Here is a 16,974-nt window from a genome sequence, read left to right as displayed (position 1 = left end):
AAAGGGCCTGCGTTCCGATCAGTTGGCAGCGGCGGACGCGGATTCGGATGCGGATGCGGATGCCGACGGGGTGGCGGCCGTCGAGGCCGGCGCCGACGGGCGGCCGCTGGGCAGGCCGGCCTGACGGCCGATGCCGCCCTGCGGGCGCTCACCGCCGGGGGCGTTGCCCGCGCGTGCGAAGTCGGGGATCAGCGAGTCCGGGGTGAGCGAGGTGCCCCAGCCCATGAAGGCGGCACCGAGCACGCCCGTGTAGGCGAGGCAGACGACGCCGAGGAGAAGGCCGACGCGGCGCAGCAGCTTGGACCGGCGTCCGGAGGAGTCGACGAACACGGGCCCCTCGGCAGACCCGTTGCCTTGTTTGCGGCGGCGACCGCGCCCGGCGGCGCGGCTTTCGATGGCAGGCTCGGATTGCATATCCCGAGATATTAGGGAGCCTTTATGTGATCGCCTTCGGAGTTCTTGTGAGGCGCCCATGAGAAACGCCTTACCCTGTCTTTTCGCTGAGAGATTCTATGAAGACCTGCGTGGACCACCTGGGAGGGGAAACTGACTCAACACCCCTTTTGCGTCGTCCCATTCACCCGATCCACCCCCTTCATTCCATGAGTTTTCTATGTATCGATCGAACCGTTGAACAGCATGTACGTGTGAGACGTTTTCCTTTCGAATCAGGGTTTGTTTCGGTCCTGAGACACAAATCACGAGAGCGGGTGCATCTTAATGCGGGGTTTCCTGAGGCCGGCCGCCGGGCTTACCTGCCTGTTTGCCATGGCAGTGACGGGGTGTTCCTCGGGCTCCAGCGGCACGTCGGACGCGGCGCCCGCACCGTCGAAGCGGGGCGCGGACGCCTCGCCGAGCGCGACCGAAGGGACCGGCACATCAGACACATCAGGCGCATCCGATACGTCGAGTACGTCCTACGCGCCTTACGTCAACGCGACGGAGGCCGCCGGCACGGACGACGCGGGCTCGCCCTCGACGTACAACCTGGCCTTCGTGATCTCCGACGGCAGCAGCTGCACGCCGAAGTGGAACGGGACGACCGCGATCGGCAGTTCGGCCGTGAAGTCCCGTGTCTCCCGCCTGAAGCAGGACGGCGGGTCGGTCCGGGTGTCCTTCGGCGGAGCCTCGGGCAAGGAGCTGGCGACGACCTGCTCCAGCGCGTCGAAGCTCGCCGCGGCCTACGGCGCCGCGCTGGACGCCGCGGACTCCACCCAGGCCGACTTCGACATCGAGGGCGACACACTGACCGACTCCGACTCGGTCGCCCTGCGGTCGCAGGCGATCGCGCTGCTCCAGAAGGAACGGCCGGACCTGGAGGTCTCCTTCACCCTGCCCGTGATGCCGTCGGGGCTCGACTCCGACGGCCTCGCGCTGCTGGAGTCCGCGAACAAGTACGACGTGCAGGTCTCGACGGTCAACATCATGACCATGAACTACGGCGAGTCGTACGACGGGGACATGGGCGACTACGCGGTCACCTCGGCGAAGGCCACGCACACGCAGTTGAAGAAGGTGTTCGGGCTGTCGGACGCGGGGGCGTGGGGCGGGATGGCGCTGACCTCGATGATCGGGGTGAACGACGTGGACGGGGAGACGCTCACGTTGTCGGACGCGGCCGATGTGCGGAGCTTCGCGGAGGAGAAGGGGATCGCCTGGGTGTCGATGTGGTCGACGTTCAGGGACGTGCAGTGTGAGAGCGGGAGTTCGGGGGCTGACGACGCCGCGACCAACTGCAGTGGTGTCAGTCAGAGTTCTGGGGCGTTCGGGAAGGCGTTCGGGGGCTGAATGGAGTCCGCGGGCCGATGGGCGTTGCTCGCGCCCACGCGGTGGAGCCGCGTCCTGACACTGCCCCGCGCCCCTTCCGGGGCGCCGCTACTTCCGTCTGTGGACGAGGCGCCCCGCGCACACCGTCGCGATGCACGCCCCCGCCTCGTCGAACACGGCCAGGTCCGCCCGTCCGGTCTCGCTGATCGTCGGCTTTCGGGGCGTGCCCGGAAGGATGACCACGTCGTTGCGCGCCGCCGCGGCCCGGAGTTCGGGGGAGTCGGCGTACGCCTCCAGGACCGCCGTCGCTCCCAGCTTCAGCACGGCGTGCACGCGCTCGCGCGCGCTGGGGGCCTCCGGAAGGGGGCCGTCGTGGACCCGGGCGGGGCCGAGGGACCCCGGCCACCGGCGCACCCGCGCCTGTGGGAACCGCTCACGCAGCTCCTCGTACGGCCCCACGGCACCGATCCGGTCCTGTACGACCACCACGGCGCCGTGCTCGACCGGCTGCGCACAGTCCCAGGCGACGAAGACCCGGTCCGCCGCGTGAATCGTCTCCACGGTCCGGTCAGTTGGAGGTGAGGAGCTTCAACTCCGGGTGCGCGGTCCCGCCCTCGATCGCCGTCGACGAGATGTGGGACATCACCCGCTCGTCCACCGGGTCGTTCGCCGGGTCCTCGTGGACCACGAGGTGCTCGTACGTCGTCGCGCGCTGCGCCGGGACCCGGCCCGCCTTGCGGATCAGGTCGATGATCTCCAGACGGTTGGAGCGGTGCTTGGCGCCGGCCGACGAGACGACGTTCTCCTCCAGCATGATCGACCCGAGGTCGTCGGCGCCGTAGTGGAGCGAGAGCTGGCCGACCTCCTTGCCGGTCGTCAGCCAGGAGCCCTGGATGTGGGCGACGTTGTCGAGGAAGACCCGGGCGATCGCGATCATCCGCAGGTACTCGAAGAGAGTCGCCTGCGTGCGGCCCTTCAGATGGTTGTTCTCGGGCTGGTAGGTGTACGGGATGAAGGCGCGGAAGCCGCCCGTGCGGTCCTGGACGTCCCGGATCATCCGCAGGTGCTCGATGCGTTCGGCGTTGGTCTCGCCGGTGCCCATGAGCATCGTGGACGTGGACTCCACGCCCAGCTTGTGCGCCGCCTCCATGATCTCCAGCCAGCGCTCACCGCTCTCCTTGAGGGGCGCGATGGCCTTGCGGGGGCGCGCGGGAAGGAGTTCCGCGCCGGCGCCCGCGAAGGAGTCGAGGCCGGCCTCGTGGATGCGGGTGATGGCCTCTTCGACCGAGACGCCGGAGATCCGGGCCATGTGCTCGACCTCGGACGCCCCCAGGCTGTGGATCACCAGCTGCGGGAACGCGTCCTTGATCGCCTTGAAGTTCTGCTCGTAGTACTCGACGCCGAAGTCGGGGTGGTGGCCGCCCTGGAACATGATCTGGGTGCCGCCCAGCTCGATCGTCTCCGCGCAGCGGCGCAGGATGTCGTCGAGGTCGCGGGTCCAGCCCTTGGCCGTGTCCTTGGGGGCCGCGTAGAAGGCGCAGAACTTGCACGCCGTGACGCACACGTTCGTGTAGTTGATGTTCCGCTCGATGATGTACGTCGCGATGTGCTCGGTACCCGCGTACCTGCGGCGGCGTACGGCGTCGGCGGCGGCGCCCAGCGCGTGCAGGGGCGCGTCGCGGTAGAGGTCGAGCGCCTCTTCCGGGGTGATCCGCCCACCGGCTGCGGCGCGGTCGAGGACAGACTGGAGGTCGGCCTTCTCGGTCACCTGGAGGTCCCTTTCGTCAAGGGTTGTGGACGGACCCCGCCAGCCTACGCCAGGCCTTCGAGCGGCCCGACCTCAGGCTGTGTACGCGCCGACCAGCAGCCCCGCGAACGCACCCGCGATCAGGAACGGGCCGAACGCGATCGCCGTCTTGCGCCCGGCCCGCCGTACGACGACGAGCGCGCCGCCGTAGAGCGCGCCGAACAGAAAGCCGGCGAAGGTGCCGAGCAGCACGGTGGGCCAGCCGTACCAGCCGAGGACGGCGCCCATGCCGAGCGCGAGCTTGACGTCGCCGAAGCCCATGCCGCCGGGGTTGACGAGGAAGAGGACGAAGTAGGCGGCGCCGAGGACGAGAGCCGCGTAGAGGGCGGTGAGCCAGTCACCGGCGTGCTCGGGAAGCAGGGCGGCCACCGCGAGCAGGGCGAGGGCCGCGGCCGCCAGGGGGAGGGTGAGGGGGTCGGGGAGGCGCTGCACCCGGAAGTCGACGGTCGCGAGCAGCACGGCCACCGGCGCGAGGACCAGCCAGACACCCAGCTCGGGCCGGGTACCGGTGGCGAGCGCCAAGGCCGCGCAGACCAGCGCGGTGACGACGGCGAGGGGGATGACACGGGGACCGTAGGCAGCGCGCGCCCACGAGGAGGGCGCACGCTGACCACTGGGCGCGGGCGGGGTGGGGTGGACGCCGGGCGCGTGAAGGTCGGGATGCGCGGGCGTGGAGCCGTCGGCGGGCGCCAGCTTGGTGGGTTGGGCGCCGGGCGTGGAGCCGTCGGCGGGCGCCAGCTTGGTGGGTTGGGCGCCGGGCGCGGGGTCGTCGTCGGACGCCGGCGTGAGGCCCGTGCCGGGCGCCGGCGTGGGAGCCTCGGCGGAAGACGGCGCGAGGTTGCTTCTGTGCGCCGGTGCGAGGGGTGAGGCCTGCGCCCCCTCGGCCGTCGCGCACTCCCCGCAGCGCGCCCGCCCGAGCCAGCCCCGGAGCGGGTGGTCCGCGGGGCAGGCGGTACGCCACTGCTCCCCCGTCGGTGCCGAGAAGCGGTACGCGGCGCGGGGCAGCAGGGTGCCGGTCGCCGCGCCCCAGAGGGCGGCGGCGGCCGGAAGGGCGAGGTCCAGGGCGGTCATCCGGTCGCGGCGGCGCCCTCGCGCCAGGTCGGCAGGAGTTCGTCGAGGAGGGCCTCGGTGCGCGGGGGCAGGCCGCGCGCCCCGCTGCGGGTGACGAGTTCGGTGGCGAGGGCGCGGACGCGGTCCGGGTCGCCGGTGGCGTGGGTGGCGCGCAGCAGCTCGTTCCAGAGGCGCTCGTCGGCCGGAGCGGTCTTCAGTGCCGCGCCGAGCGCCTCGATCGCCTTCTCCGCGCGGTCCTTCTCGAGGTGGAACGCGGACAGGGCGAGGCCGATGTCGGCGACCAGCAAGGGGAGCTGGGCGTCGATGATCTCGTGGGTGAGCCAGCGGTAGCGGCCCTCCGCGCGGTCGGCGAGCAACGGGCCGCGGACGAGTACGAGCGCGTCGGTGAGGAGGCGGCCGCGGACGGCCCGGCTGTCGGCGCCCTTGCCCTGGGTGGCCTCGTAGTAGAGGGAGCGCAGCACGTCCAGGTCGGAGACGACCGACTTGGCGAGCACGAGGCGGCCGGTGGCGTCGGCACGCAGTCGCGGGCTGCCGTCCGGGTCGGTGCCCAGCCAGGCGCGCAGCCGCTCCAGCAACGCGTCGCGGACGTCCTCCGTCACCCCGCGCGGCCACAGCGCGGACGACAGCACGCGCGGGTGCACGCCCTCGCGGTGCAGCAGGAGCAGCGCCAGGGCCTCGTGGAGGAGCGCGCTGCGGTCTCCGTCCGGGGTGCCGAGACCGATGATCTCGTACGGGCCGACCAGGCGCGCGTACACCGCGGGGCGGCCCTGTTCGCTGATGTCGACGAGGAACGGCGGGGCGTTGGTCGGTCCGTCCGGGTCGCGCTCGGGGTCGGCCTCGACGAACAGCTCGACGACCGCGCGCTGCTGCACGGCGGGCAGCAACTGGGCTTCCAGTTCGAGACCGAGCAGCGGGGCGAGGAGCTTGCCGTCCGGGGTGATCTCCATCGCCCAGGCGGCGCCGGGCAGGTCGGCGCTCTCGGTGCCGACGAGATAGCCGATGCCCAGCCGGGCGGCGTCGGCGGCGAGTTCGGCGAGCCGCAGCGCGTCCTCGGCGGACGGCTGGGCGGCGAGCAGCACCAGGTTCGGCGCCCAGCGGGTGTGCTGGGCCGGGCCGGTGCGGCCGGTGAGGACCGAGTCGTGGCCGGCGGCGCCCAGCGCGCCCCGCCGCTGCCGGGTCTCCGCCTCCATCGCCTCGAACAGCGCGTCCACGTCGTCGAGGTGGCGCAGCCGGTTGGGGGCGAGCGGGGTGAGATCTGCGCCGAAGCCGACGAGGGTGATGGTCATGCGGTCCGACCAGCCGTTGGTGGCGAGTTCGGCGGCGACCGAGGAGAACACCGCGGCCCGGTCGGCTTCCCGGCCGCTCAGCGAGACGATGCCGGGCACGGCCTCCAGGTTGAGCAGCAGCCGTGAGTCGTCCATGGTGCCGAGGCTGACAAGGCCGGGGTACGGCGCCGCGGTGTCGGTGTCCTCGTAGCGGTCGGCGTCCGCGCGGGACAGCGTCCAGAACGTCTGGTCCTGGCCGAGCTGCCAGGGCGCCGGGGGTTTGCCGGCCGGCTGGGCGAGTTGCAGATGCAGATCGCCGTGGCTGAGCCAGGCCGCGTAGACGACCGGCAGCGAACGGGATTCGGCGGTGAGGGCGGCGGCGAGTCCGCGCAGGGCGCGGTCGAGCAGTCGTACGCCCTCCGGGTCCGCGCCGACCAGGAGTGCGTCCTGTACGTCCTGGGCGTCGCCGGTCGGGGTCGGCGGCTCCATGCCGCGCCGGCCGCCGAGGGCGCCGAGCGCCGACTGCCACAGGGCCTGGCGGCGACGGCGGCCGAGGGCGGCGAGCAGGCCGGCGGCGAGGAGCGGGGCGCCGAGCAGCGCCTCCGACAGCCCGAAGGAGGACCCGGCGGAAGGCCCCGAGGCGGTGTGGCCGGAGTTCTCCTGGGCATGCGCACCGGCTTCACCGGTCTGGCGCTGGCTGGGCACCGAGATCTGCGCGGTCGCCCCGTCCTCGCCTGCGTGCTGCCCGCCCTGCTGCTGGTGCTGCTGCTGCTGCTGGGCGTGGTCGCCGGTCCTGGCGTAGTCGCCGATCTGCTGCTGGACCTCCGGCGAGACATGCGCGTCGGGGTTCTCGACGAGTTCGCCGCCGTGGGCGTCGCCGGGCATCTCCATGATCCAGCCGGGCCGGATGAGGCTGGCCTCGGAGAGCCGGGAGCCGTCGGGCTGGATGCGGTCCTTGTTGAGCTCGTAGATCTCCTTGTACCGGCGGCCGTCGCCGAGGTGGCGCTGCGCTATCTCCCAGAGGGAGTCGTGGTGGCGTCCCTCGGGCGGCTGGATCCGGTAGTACTTCGTCGCCCCGTGTGCGGCGGCGGTGGAGCCGTGGTCGGCCTGGGCCTGGGCGGCGGCGTGGCCGGCCTGCTCGGCGAGGGCGGCGGCGGTGCTCTTGGCCTGCTCCTGCTGCTGGGCGAAGAGGCCGGGGGTCGCCTGGGCGGCGGCCACGGTGCCCTTCTGGTTGCCCTCCATGCTGTGGCCGAGCTGCGACAGGCCCGGGGTGAGGCTGGCGGCGGTGGCGCCGACCAGCAGCAGGGCGGCGACCAACTGCCGGGCGAGCAGCTGGCTGGGGCCGGCGCCGGGGACCCGGCCGGGCAGGCCGACGCCGGAGACGGCGGCCTTGACCTCCACCAGCACGCAGGCCGTGAACTGGGCCCAGGCCAGCCACACGATGACCGTCAGGGTGTTCAGGAACGTGTCGACGCCGATCGGCTGCGACAGCCAGTCCATCGTCGGCGCGCTGTGCGGCAGGGGCCAGCCGACGGTCATGGCGAGGGCGCCGGGGACGCCGACGACCAGCCCGAGCAGTGCCACGAAGGCGAGGAACGCCTTCACGAAGTCCCCGAACGTACGTCGTCGCACCCGCACCGGCTGCGGGGTCCGGTTCCGCGGACCCGACGGGTTCCCCGTCGGTCTTCCCGTCGAGCTTGATGTGCTGCGTCGCGCCATGGCGGGTGTCCTGGGGTCGTGTGTGGACGGAGTGGGCCGGGGGCGCATCGAGCCTACCGAGGTCCCCTTGACGATCCTATTGACTGACGCCGACAGCGTCGAAGGGAAGAACGGCGAACGACCGCCCGTTTTCCACCCTTTCATCAAGCGGGGCGCAGTTGGCCGGAGTTATCGCCACCCGGTGCGCACACCACCTCTCCACACGCCCCACACAACCCCCCACCAGCGCACAAGGGACTGTCATACCCCCTGATAGCTTCGTTCCCAGCTGCACATGCCGAACTCCGGGGGAGACTCAACCGTGGCCAGCCGCACCCTGACCCTGCCCACTTTGACGGCCGCCGCGGCCCTCCTGCTGACCGCCTGCGGCGGAAGCGGTGACCACGGCAGGACGGACGGCATCAAAGGCGCGGACACGCGGTCCGGCAGCCCGTCGGCGTCCGCCTCGGCGTCGTCGGCGGCGTCCGGCGTCAGACGCCCGGTGATCACGCTGCCGAGCAGCTTCCGGCTCTCGTTCGAGAACTGGACGAGCGGCGATCCGGCGAAGCAGGCGGTGCTCGACGACGCCAGGGAAGAGCTCAAGGCGGGGTACGCGGCGATCATCGCGAACGACCCTGCCAGCACGGACGTCGGCTTCTACGACAGCGAGGGCGTCGTCGGGCAGACCAAGGCGTGGATCAAGACGTACACGGACAAGAACCTCACCGTCATGGGCAAGTTGCCCGTCTTTGATCCCAAGGTCACCGTGGCGAGCGGCGGCAAGGGCGCGTCCGTCAGCTACTGCACGGACGAGAGCAAGGCGTACACGAAGAACCGGAAGACGGGCAAGGAAGCGGGCAATCCCGCGGGCACCAACCCCTACGTCGTCTACTCGGTCTCGATGGCGCGGAGCGACCGGGGTGTCTGGCAGAACACGTCCGTCCACTCGACGCGGGGCGGGTGCTCCCGGTGAGGCCGCGACTGCGGGGCATACCCGTGCTCGCCGCGTCGCTCGTCGTGGCCCTGCTCGGCGCCACACCCGCCGTCGCCATCGGAGACGGGGGCACCGGCACGCGCGGCGGCGCCGACGGGAACGTGCTCTCCGCCTCCGCGAGTCACTCCCGTATCAAGGTCACCCGGATCAGCGGCCCCACCGGTGGAAAACTGGGCTCCGTCACCGCCTCGGACGTCAACTGGAAGCCGCCGCAGTGCTGGTACGAGCCCGTCTTCACCCCGCAGCAGCTGAAGGACTTCTCCGAGCACGTCGGCGACGGCGACGTCGGCATGCGCACCGCGTGGTTCGGCAAGGAACTGTGGACCGACCACTTCAAGGACGGCAAGGACACCACCGCCATCTTCACCAAGCCGGCCACGGTCCCGGGGTACAAGAACTACAACCTCGGCAAGGACGGCCGCTTCTGGCGCGGAGTGGCCCCCGACGGCATCGAGGCCATCGAGGACGGCTCGCTGTGCAGCAAGCTGATGTTCTGGGTCCCGGCCGGGCAGGTGCCCGACGACCCGGACGCGCCCACTCCCGAGACCCTCGCCGACTACGCCTACAACAAGATCAGGGTGCCGACCACCTCGGTCGAGCTGAAACCGGCCGTCAGGTCCACCGTCAACCTGCCTACCTGGGCCTGGCTGGACAAGGGCCGCTTCCAGGAGGTCAAGGTCCGCGCGGAGCTGCCCGGCACCGGCCTGTGGGCGGAGACCACCGCCAAGCCGGTCGCCCTGCATCTCGACCCGGGCACCGGTGACGCCGAGACGTTTCCCGCCTCCGGCAACTGCGCGATCAACGACAACGGCTCCATCGGCACCGCGTACCGGCCGGGCGACGCGGACAGGACCCCGTCCTGCGGCGTCCGTTACCTGCACGCCACCAACGGCACGCCGTACCGGCTGAAGGCCTCCGTCACCTGGCGGATCAGCTGGCGCGGCTCCGGCGGCAGCGGCGGCGAGCTCCCCGACGGCATCTTCGACAACACACAGGAGATCACCGTCCAGGAGATCCAGTCCGTCAACCGCTGACCCTCAGGGACGACAGCAGGAAGCGGGTGAGGGCGGACGTGGCGAAACTGATCGCCGCCACGCCCTCCTCCGCGCGGAGTTCGACGACCGTGCGGGCAGGGCCGTGCGGACGGACGTGCACGTTGCCCAAGGCGGCCGGCCCCGCCAGGCCCTCCTCCAGCAGGGCGCGGGCGAAGGTCCAGGTGACCTCCTCGCCGTCCAGGGAGATCCACGGCGGGAAGACGAAGTGCACGGCCTGCGGGTCGGCCGAGGTGTACCGGAGGGTCGCGGGGACCGCCACCTCCTGCTCGTCGGCGGTGAGCAGGCGGGCGCCGGTGGGCTGTTCGAGCGTGATGGGCACGGGCTTCTCCGGGTGCGATGCGGTGCGGGGCGGGTCGTCGTAACTGTGAGAGCGCCCGGCGTCCGTTTGATTACGCGGGAAACACAAGCGAGTTGAGTGACATGTGTCACTTTCCGACGTGCTTGCGGTACGAAGGTGCCGCCGGCGGCAGCGGCCGGGGCCGTGGTGGCGGGAGCCGCGGCGCTGCTCCTCGTCATCGGACCGGGGCGGTCCGCCTCGGTCCCGACGCAACGGACGCCGGTCGCCGACGTGCCGGCCGGAAGGTACCGGTGGCCGGGACGCCGGTGACGCCGACGGCGCCGTAGACCGCGCCGTCACCTACTTCGCGGGCTCCGGCCACCGCTGGGCCGGCGGTCGACCCGAAGCCCACGGACCCGGGCCCGGAACCGTCAGCCGACCTCGTTCTCCGCCGTCGCCTGGCCGTGGACCACGATGGCGCCGCCGTAGAACATGCCCGTGAAGACCGGTTCGTAGGTCAACTGGACCTCGACCTGGACCTGTTGGGCGTCGGCGGCGACGCAGTGCGTGGCGGCGATGTCGGCGCCGGACATGTCCATCTCGCGGGCGAAGGTCTTCACCCGGGCGTCGCAGTCCTGGAAGTTGATCGGCGCGGCGCCCTGGTTCTCGTACAGCGCGTCCTTGTCGATGTCCTGCGCCGCGTACCGGGCCGCCTGTTCCGCGATGTCGGCGGCGCGTTCGCGCTTGGAGATGGACAGGCCGCCGTCGATGACGAAGGCGGAGAGGGAGAGGAAGACCAGGGCGAAGATGATGACCGCCCCGGCGCCCGAGCCCCGGTCGTCGAGGCGGAGCCGCCGCGCAGCCCACCAGGTGCGCAGCAGCGCGATGCTCACGCTCACGCCGACCTCCGGAACGGGTCCAGCGGCGAGGAGAAGCTCGCGGAGAGGGTGGTCGGGATGTCCAGGCCCAGCATGGCCAGGCCCCGCACCTCACAGCTCACCTCGACCGTGAAGATGGTGTCGGGCGCGAAGCCCGCGCTGGTCTGGACGACGGAGACCGGGCCGGAACAGACGTCCGACAGGTCCGCCTCGGCGGCCTTGCGTGCCTCCGACATGGCCGTGGCGTGGTCCTTCTGGATGGAGCCGGCCCGGGCCGCGTCGCGCGCGGCGCCGTCGATCGCTCCCCGCCCGTCGACGAGTTGGCCGAAGGCGACCAGGACGAGGATGAACAGGATCATGACCGGAGCGAGGATGACGACCTCGATGGTCGACAACCCGCTGTCGTCCAGCGCGGTTTCGTGGCGGGTGGACATCTAGTTCTTATCCTCCACGAACCGCTCGACCGGCCCCGAGGACTGCGCGTGCACCGTCAGGTCCAGGCCCGGGAACACCGTAGGGATGCGGGCCGTGATCTCGACGCCGACCGTGTTCTGTTCCGGCTGGAGCATCTTCACGTCGGGCGACAGGACCAGCTGCGGCCCGAGTTGGCTGATGTAGGAGTCGACCACGTCCTGCGCCTCGCCGCGCCAGGCGCCGGGCTCCGCGTCCGCGGTGGCGCGTGCCTTGCGGGCGCCGGCCTGGGCCGCCGCCTGGGCCACGTGGTCGGCGAAGAAGTACAGCGCGAACTGCACGGTCGCGAAGATCATGAAGAAGAGGACGGGGGTGAGGAACACGAACTCGATCGCGGTCATGCCCGAGTCACCGCGCGCGGCGGCAGCCCGGCGGCGCAGCCATCCGTTCACGTCCACAAAAACCCCCGTCATCCCCGTTTCGCCCCCGTCGCGCGCCTGGTCAGCAGGTCCCGCTCGCGTTGGCGCCCTTGATGCAGTCGCCGACCTTCTTGGCGCCGTCGCTCAGCGCGGCGTTGATGATGGCGGCCACCACGCCGACGATCGCCACGACGACCGCGGAGATGATGACCCACTCGACGGCGGAGGCACCGCGGTCGAGTTCGCCGGAGCGGGCACGCTGCACGCGGCCCTGGAGAAAGGTGACGAGGAAGTCCATCGCCGGGATCCCGGTGCTGAAGTTCCTCCCGGTCAGGTTCCGTCCGCTCATGGTGGGTTCTCCCGTTACTTTGATCGAATCAGCAGTTGTCGAAGGTCTCTGGAACAGCTCACACCTGGAACACCCGCATCGCCGCCGGGAAGATCAGGAAAACCAGGAAGCCGGCGCACAGCAGCAGCTGGGCGACGAGCATCGACTGGGACTTCTCGCCCGCGCTGCCCTCGATCTCGGCGAGTTCGCGGTGGCGCATGGTCTCGGCGCGGGAGGCGAGGGACTCACGGACCTTGGCGCCGTCGTCCGCGACCAGGGCCAGCGAGGCCGACAGGTCCTTCAGCTCCTCGACGCCCAGTTCCTCACCGAGCGCGCCGAGGGCCTGCCACTGGCTGACGCCGGTGATCCGGGCGTCGGAGAGGGCGTTGCGGATGCGCTGGTTGGCCCAGCCGTCGGAGATCTCCGCGGCCGCCATCAGCGCCTCGGGAAGGCCCCGGCCGCCGGCGAGGCTCATCGACACCAGGTCGAGATACGCACCGATGACCCGCTTGAGGTCCCGGCGCTTCTCGGCCGCGTCCCGTCGTACCTCCAGGTCGGGCAGGAAGAAGAACAGGGCCGAGCAGACCAGGGCCAGCCAGACCGGGATGACCGGGCTGTGGCCGAAGCCCATCGTGTAGACGACGGCGAACAGGAACGGCCCGAAGAGCATTCCGCCGGCCGCGAGCAGCACCTTGGTCGCCAGGAACTTCTCCCAGCTGCGGTCCAGGACGGCGAGATCGGCCCGCAGCGAGCGCTGTTCCCAGCCCTGCTGCCGGTAGAACTCGGCGACCCGCTCGCCGACGTCGGCGCGCAGCGAGCCGAACCGGCCGGTGTCCTGGGTCTGCCGCGCCGACTCGTAGGCCGCGCCGCGCGCCCGCATCGCGTCGATCCGGGCGACCTGTGAGATCGCGCTGCGCTTGGAGGGCATCAGGGCACGGATCAGGACGTAGACGCCCAGACCCAGGATCACGCCGACGACGATCGGCATCGTGAGGCTCATCGGCGTACTCCTTCCTCGGTGGGCAGCGGCTGCTGGCCGGGCTGCCCGGGCACGGTGCGGGGCGGTCGTACGAACTGCACGGAGGACTGGTCGCGGACCAGGAACCGCTCCGGGGTCTCGATGGTGGAGAGCTTGCGCAGCCACCAGAAGCCGAGCGCGAACAGGGCGCAGACCAGGGCGAGGACGAGCTGGCCGACAGCGGTGCCGTACGGCGAGACGAAGTCGCGGTTGAAGACGGCGAGGCCGAGCACGAACGCCACCGACACGGCGACGACGATCTGCACCGAGCGCCGCGTGGACGCCCGCTGGGCCATCACGCGCTGGCGCATGTCGACCTCCTCGCGCGACGACTTGGCCAGGGCGCCCAGCACTTGACGCAGACCGGGGCCGCGGAGGCGGGCGTTGAGGATGAGCGCCGCGACGATGATGTCGGCCGAGGCGTCGTTGATCTCGTCGGCGAGGTGCTGGAGGGCGTCGGGGAGGGGCGTGCGGGCGCGCAGCCGGTCGACGAGGGCGTCGAGGTGCGGCCGCAGGATCGGCGCGGCGGCGCGGGCGGAGGCCGGAATCGCCTGTTCCAGGCCGACCGCGCCGGCGATGGTGTCGCGCAGCGACTCGGTCCAGGAGGCGAGCGCCTCCACGCGCTTCATCGCGGCCCGCTCCTCGGCGGCGCCGCCGAACAGCTTGTCCCAGAAGAAGACCAGGACACCGGCGGCGACACCGGCCACCGCCCAGCGGGTCAGCAGCAGCACGGCGAGGCCGATGATGGCCGCGAGGGAACCGCGCTGACCGGCGAACCGGATCAGCTCGGCAGCCCGTTCGTTGGCCTTCTGCTTCTCGTGGTCGGGCTTGGCCGGCAGGCCGCGGACCGCCAGGATCAGCAGCGCGAGCCCGCCGCCGACGGCGACACCGCAGCCGATGGCGGAGAGGACCGGGACGGAGAAGAGCCCGCCCATGGAGCCCAGGGAACCCAGGTTCATGTCACGTCACCCCCACGCCCCGTGCGGCTGGTAGCCGTAGGCCATCAGGTCCTCCAGGCAGGCTATGGGCGCATGCGGTACGACCCGGCCGTCATGGGCCTCCGCGAACACCTCGCTGGACAGCACCCGGCCGTCCACACCGTTGACCTCACGGACCGAGGTGACCATGCGCTGGAGGCGGCCGCCGGTCTGGTAGTTGTTGCGCCGCTGGATGAAGACGACGAAGTTCACCGCGCCCGCGATCAGCATCTGGCTGGCCTCGATGGGCAGTCGCTCGGAGGCCTGGAGCGCGTACGTCGAGATACGGTTGAACACTTCGCTGGAGCTGTTGGCGTGGATCGTGGAGAGGGATCCGTCGTTACCCTGCGACATCGCGTTGAGCATGGTGACGATCTCGTCGCCGAGGACCTCACCGACGATGACCCGGGACGGGTTCATACGCAGTGAACGGCGGACCAGTTCGGCCATCGAAATGGTGCCCTGCCCCTCGGAGTTGGGCAGCCGCTCCTCGAAGGCGACGACGTTCGGGTGCAGGTCGTGGAAGGTGTCGAGGCCGAGCTCCAGCGCCCGCTCGACGGTGATGAGTCGCTCGTGCGGCGGGATCTCGTTGGCGAGGGCGCGCAGCAGCGTCGTCTTACCGGCGTTCGTGGCCCCCGCGATCATGATGTTCTTGCGGGCGCGCACGGCGCAGGCCATGAAGTGCGCGACCTCGGGCGTCAGCGTGCCGTTGCCGACCAGGTCGGAGATGAAGACCTTGCCCATGCGGGCGCGGCGGATGGACAGCGCGGGCCGCCGGGTGACGTCCATGACGGCGGAGAGCCGGGAGCCGTCGGGGAGCCGGAGGTCGAGCTGCGGGTTGGCGGAGTCGAAGGGCCGGGAGGAGAGACCCGAGTAGGCGCCGAGCACCTGGATGAGCTCGACGAGTTCCTCATCGGTCTCGGCGACGGGATCCCCCTTCGCCTCCCGCCCGTCGCTGTACCCGACGAAGACCTGGTCGCACCCGTTGATGTCGATGTTCTCGACCTCGGGGTCGTCGAGCAGCGGCTGGAGGCGTCCGACGCCGAAGAGCGCCGCGTGCACGGCGGCCGCGTACTGCTCCTCGGTCTCCGCGTCCAGCGGGGTGCGCCCGGCGTTGATCTCCGAGCGGGCGTTCTCCTCCAGGATCTGGGCTATGACCGCGCGGGCGTACTGCCGTTCGTCCTCGGTGGACATCGGCGTGACGCCGGACGCCTGGTCCTGGCGGCGCTGCTCGGCGATCCGGTCGCCGGCGTCCTGCCGGAACCGCTTGACCAACTGGTGGTCGACAGCGGTCATCGGCCGGCCCCCGCATGGGGCGCCTGCGTCGGTACGGACCAGGCGGCGCCGTACTGCTGGTGGAGGTCGGCGGTGACCTTGCGGGCCGAGCGGATGAGCAGCGACTTGTCGAGGCGCCCGCGCTTGCGACCGGCCAACTGGTCGGCGCCGGCGGGGTCGTCGGCGATGGTGCCGACGACCCGGGCACCGGTCTGGGCGTGTACGAGCATGTCGTTGACCTGGTTGACCAGCTTGCCGGAGCCGGCCGGGTCGGCGATCAGGACGACCCCGATCAGCGGGGTCGCGAGGGCGGCCGCACCGCGCGGGCCGCCGTGCAGCTTCTGGGCGAGCGCGGCGGCACGGTCCCGGACGCGGGCCAGGGCCTCGGGCTCGGTGCGCGAGACCAGCAGCACGAGCGCGGCGTGCGGGAAGAGTTCGACGGCCGGGGTGTCGCCGCTGATGCGTCCGCAGTCGGCGATGACGTCGGCGGGGGCGTTCGGGGAGTCGGCGAGGGAGGCGAAGGCGTGCCCGAGGGTGGGCCAGAGCCCGGCGAGCCCGGCGGCGTGCTCGGCGATACCGAGCCCGACGAGGACCTCGAGCCCCCCGCTCAACGGCTGCACGTGGTCCCAGAGTTGATCGGGCGCCAGCCCGCGCCGGGCGGTGGCCGCTATGGAGAGCATGCCGGTGTTGGGATTGAGCGGTCCGCCGTGCGCGGCGGCACTGCGGTAGACCAGGTCGCCGCCGGCCGGGTCGGCCTCGGCGAGCAGGACCCGGCGCGGCCAGACCGCGGCCAGCGCGACGGCCGCGGTGGTGACGCCGGGGGAACCCTTGTCGGCGGCGATTGCGATGAGCGCCATGGGGTGGGCCGCCTTCTAGTTGCCGTTGCCGGGTACGTGCACGATGGCGACCGCGCCGGCGGACGCGGCCCGCGCGACGGCGGCGGCGTCGTCCTGGTTGACGAGCAGCGTGAGCGAGAGGTTGCCGGTGCTGATGGTGGCGTCGCTGTTGTCGGACTTGGTGGCGACCTTGGCGTTGTCGACGATCGGCGTACCGGAGGAGGTGGACGTCGCGCCGGTGTTGCCGGAGCCGGAACTGGTCGTGGCCACGTTGTAGACGGCGACGACGTCACCGGGCTTGATGTCGGCCGGGTACTGGCCCTCCTTGAGGGCGACACCGACGGCGGCCTTGCCGGCCGGCAGGGAGCTGCCCTTGGTGAACATGTCGCCGATGACGACCGTGCCCTTGTAGATGGTGGACCTGGCCTTGTAGGACTTCAGGGAGTCCAGCTGGTCCCACTTGACGTAGTTGATGCTGTCGTCGGCCGCGACCAGGACGGACGTCGCGTTGCTGCTGTTGACGGACTCGCCGGCCTGGATGTCGTCGGTCACCTTGATGACCTCGATCCGGTCACCGGCCTGCAGCACCAGCATGGTGGCGCCCAGCGCGCCCAGCAGGATCAGCAACACCGCGAGCGCGGCCAGCGCCGGCTTGCGCTCGCGCGGCGCGGTGGGAAGCCGGTCACCGGCCGAAGGCTGAGCCGGACCGGCGGAACGACCGGCGCCCGCCCCCGTACGCTCCTGGATCTTCACGCAACCGCTCCCCGTTACAGCCAAGACTTTATCCGTCAAGAACTCTGAAATGCCGTCAACGCTTTCCGCACCGCGAAAGCGGACACTCCACACGAATCACCCCGACTCGGCCGATTACTCGGCCGCGGGGTGAGTGTCAAGCGAT

General features: G+C 71.2%; 18 protein-coding genes. 3 read left to right on the top strand and 15 right to left on the bottom strand.

What is annotated here, in order from left to right; translation table 11 throughout:
- Positions 1–18: 18 nt before the first annotated feature.
- Positions 19–414, bottom strand: coding sequence for a hypothetical protein (locus tag ABZ642_RS27495; protein WP_360489116.1), 396 nt, complete (start codon positions 412–414; stop codon positions 19–21).
- Positions 415–720: 306 nt separating this feature from the next.
- On the opposite strand from ABZ642_RS27495, the gene ABZ642_RS27490 reads away from it, so the two are divergent.
- On the top strand, positions 721–1,788 hold the full coding sequence (locus tag ABZ642_RS27490; RefSeq protein ID WP_360489115.1) for a chitinase: 1,068 nt from the start codon (positions 721–723) through the stop codon (positions 1,786–1,788).
- A gap of 87 nt (positions 1,789–1,875) precedes the next feature.
- On the opposite strand, the gene ABZ642_RS27485 is transcribed toward ABZ642_RS27490, so the two are convergent.
- The 4 genes from ABZ642_RS27485 to ABZ642_RS27470 form a co-directional block, all read right to left on the bottom strand.
- The gene (locus ABZ642_RS27485; protein ID WP_360489114.1) at positions 1,876–2,328 is read right to left on the bottom strand and encodes a hypothetical protein; all 453 of its coding nucleotides are present in this window, start codon (positions 2,326–2,328) and stop codon (positions 1,876–1,878) included.
- 7 nt (positions 2,329–2,335) lie between these two features.
- Positions 2,336–3,535, bottom strand: a complete 1,200-nt coding sequence (gene mqnC / locus ABZ642_RS27480; protein ID WP_360489113.1) for a cyclic dehypoxanthinyl futalosine synthase — start codon at positions 3,533–3,535, stop codon at positions 2,336–2,338.
- 72 nt (positions 3,536–3,607) lie between these two features.
- Complete coding sequence (locus ABZ642_RS27475) at positions 3,608–4,636, bottom strand: prepilin peptidase (RefSeq protein WP_360489200.1); 1,029 nt, start codon at positions 4,634–4,636, stop codon at positions 3,608–3,610.
- A 5-nt stretch (positions 4,637–4,641) separates the two neighbouring features.
- The gene (locus ABZ642_RS27470; protein ID WP_360489112.1) at positions 4,642–7,629 is read right to left on the bottom strand and encodes a BTAD domain-containing putative transcriptional regulator; all 2,988 of its coding nucleotides are present in this window, start codon (positions 7,627–7,629) and stop codon (positions 4,642–4,644) included.
- A 301-nt stretch (positions 7,630–7,930) separates the two neighbouring features.
- Between ABZ642_RS27470 and ABZ642_RS27465 the strand changes: the two genes are divergently transcribed.
- Positions 7,931–8,581: a hypothetical protein gene (locus ABZ642_RS27465; RefSeq protein ID WP_360489111.1), complete on the top strand. Its 651-nt coding sequence runs from the start codon at positions 7,931–7,933 to the stop codon at positions 8,579–8,581.
- On the top strand, positions 8,578–9,636 hold the full coding sequence (locus tag ABZ642_RS27460; protein ID WP_360489110.1) for a hypothetical protein: 1,059 nt from the start codon (positions 8,578–8,580) through the stop codon (positions 9,634–9,636). The genes ABZ642_RS27465 and ABZ642_RS27460 overlap by 4 nt, the downstream gene beginning before the upstream one ends.
- Here ABZ642_RS27460 and ABZ642_RS27455 read toward each other — a convergent pair.
- The 10 genes from ABZ642_RS27455 to ABZ642_RS27410 all read right to left on the bottom strand — a co-directional run bounded on the left by ABZ642_RS27455 (position 9,626) and on the right by ABZ642_RS27410 (position 16,829).
- Positions 9,626–9,976, bottom strand: a complete 351-nt coding sequence (locus ABZ642_RS27455) for an SsgA family sporulation/cell division regulator (protein WP_360489109.1) — start codon at positions 9,974–9,976, stop codon at positions 9,626–9,628. The genes ABZ642_RS27460 and ABZ642_RS27455 overlap by 11 nt on opposite strands.
- Positions 9,977–10,365: 389 nt before the next feature.
- Positions 10,366–10,827 carry a pilus assembly protein TadG-related protein gene (locus ABZ642_RS27450; RefSeq protein WP_360489199.1) on the bottom strand — a complete coding sequence of 154 codons (462 nt, stop codon included), beginning with the start codon at positions 10,825–10,827 and terminating at the stop codon, positions 10,366–10,368.
- A gap of 2 nt (positions 10,828–10,829) precedes the next feature.
- Complete coding sequence (locus ABZ642_RS27445) at positions 10,830–11,246, bottom strand: TadE/TadG family type IV pilus assembly protein (RefSeq protein WP_360489108.1); 417 nt, start codon at positions 11,244–11,246, stop codon at positions 10,830–10,832.
- Positions 11,247–11,624 (bottom strand): TadE family protein, encoded by a 378-nt coding sequence (locus ABZ642_RS27440; RefSeq protein ID WP_360489198.1) that lies wholly within the window; start codon positions 11,622–11,624, stop codon positions 11,247–11,249.
- Positions 11,625–11,724: 100 nt separating this feature from the next.
- Positions 11,725–11,976: a hypothetical protein gene (locus tag ABZ642_RS27435; RefSeq protein ID WP_351694538.1), complete on the bottom strand. Its 252-nt coding sequence runs from the start codon at positions 11,974–11,976 to the stop codon at positions 11,725–11,727.
- A gap of 73 nt (positions 11,977–12,049) precedes the next feature.
- Positions 12,050–12,970: a type II secretion system F family protein gene (locus ABZ642_RS27430; RefSeq protein WP_360489107.1), complete on the bottom strand. Its 921-nt coding sequence runs from the start codon at positions 12,968–12,970 to the stop codon at positions 12,050–12,052.
- The gene (locus ABZ642_RS27425) at positions 12,967–13,947 is read right to left on the bottom strand and encodes a type II secretion system F family protein (protein WP_360489106.1); all 981 of its coding nucleotides are present in this window, start codon (positions 13,945–13,947) and stop codon (positions 12,967–12,969) included. The genes ABZ642_RS27430 and ABZ642_RS27425 overlap by 4 nt, the downstream gene beginning before the upstream one ends.
- A gap of 6 nt (positions 13,948–13,953) precedes the next feature.
- Positions 13,954–15,261, bottom strand: a complete 1,308-nt coding sequence (locus ABZ642_RS27420) for an ATPase, T2SS/T4P/T4SS family (RefSeq protein WP_360489105.1) — start codon at positions 15,259–15,261, stop codon at positions 13,954–13,956.
- Entirely contained in the window at positions 15,258–16,097 is an 840-nt protein-coding gene (locus tag ABZ642_RS27415; protein WP_360489104.1) for a hypothetical protein, read from the bottom strand. Before ABZ642_RS27415 ends, ABZ642_RS27420 begins: the two co-directional genes overlap by 4 nt.
- Positions 16,098–16,112: 15 nt before the next feature.
- Complete coding sequence (locus ABZ642_RS27410) at positions 16,113–16,829, bottom strand: hypothetical protein (protein WP_360489103.1); 717 nt, start codon at positions 16,827–16,829, stop codon at positions 16,113–16,115.
- Between the last annotated feature and the right edge of the window lie 145 nt (positions 16,830–16,974).

This window comes from Streptomyces sp. NPDC007157 (assembly GCF_040634235.1).
Taxonomy (GTDB): domain Bacteria; phylum Actinomycetota; class Actinomycetes; order Streptomycetales; family Streptomycetaceae; genus Streptomyces.
Note: the sequence above shows the minus strand (reverse complement) of the source record. Positions and strands in the feature narration are given on the sequence as shown.

Excerpts from the sequence above, each read along its gene's own strand:
- ABZ642_RS27440 (WP_360489198.1), bottom strand. The coding sequence starts at position 11,624 with ATGACCGCGATCGAGTTCGTGTTCCTCACCCCCGTCCTCTTCTTCATG.
- ABZ642_RS27420 (WP_360489105.1), bottom strand. The coding sequence starts at position 15,261 with ATGACCGCTGTCGACCACCAGTTGGTCAAGCGGTTCCGGCAGGACGCC.
- ABZ642_RS27445 (WP_360489108.1), bottom strand. The coding sequence starts at position 11,246 with ATGTCCACCCGCCACGAAACCGCGCTGGACGACAGCGGGTTGTCGACC.
- ABZ642_RS27490 (WP_360489115.1), top strand. The coding sequence starts at position 721 with ATGCGGGGTTTCCTGAGGCCGGCCGCCGGGCTTACCTGCCTGTTTGCC.
- ABZ642_RS27430 (WP_360489107.1), bottom strand. The coding sequence starts at position 12,970 with ATGAGCCTCACGATGCCGATCGTCGTCGGCGTGATCCTGGGTCTGGGC.
- ABZ642_RS27425 (WP_360489106.1), bottom strand. The coding sequence starts at position 13,947 with ATGAACCTGGGTTCCCTGGGCTCCATGGGCGGGCTCTTCTCCGTCCCG.
- ABZ642_RS27415 (WP_360489104.1), bottom strand. The coding sequence starts at position 16,097 with ATGGCGCTCATCGCAATCGCCGCCGACAAGGGTTCCCCCGGCGTCACC.
- ABZ642_RS27495 (WP_360489116.1), bottom strand. The coding sequence starts at position 414 with ATGCAATCCGAGCCTGCCATCGAAAGCCGCGCCGCCGGGCGCGGTCGC.
- ABZ642_RS27470 (WP_360489112.1), bottom strand. The coding sequence starts at position 7,629 with ATGGCGCGACGCAGCACATCAAGCTCGACGGGAAGACCGACGGGGAAC.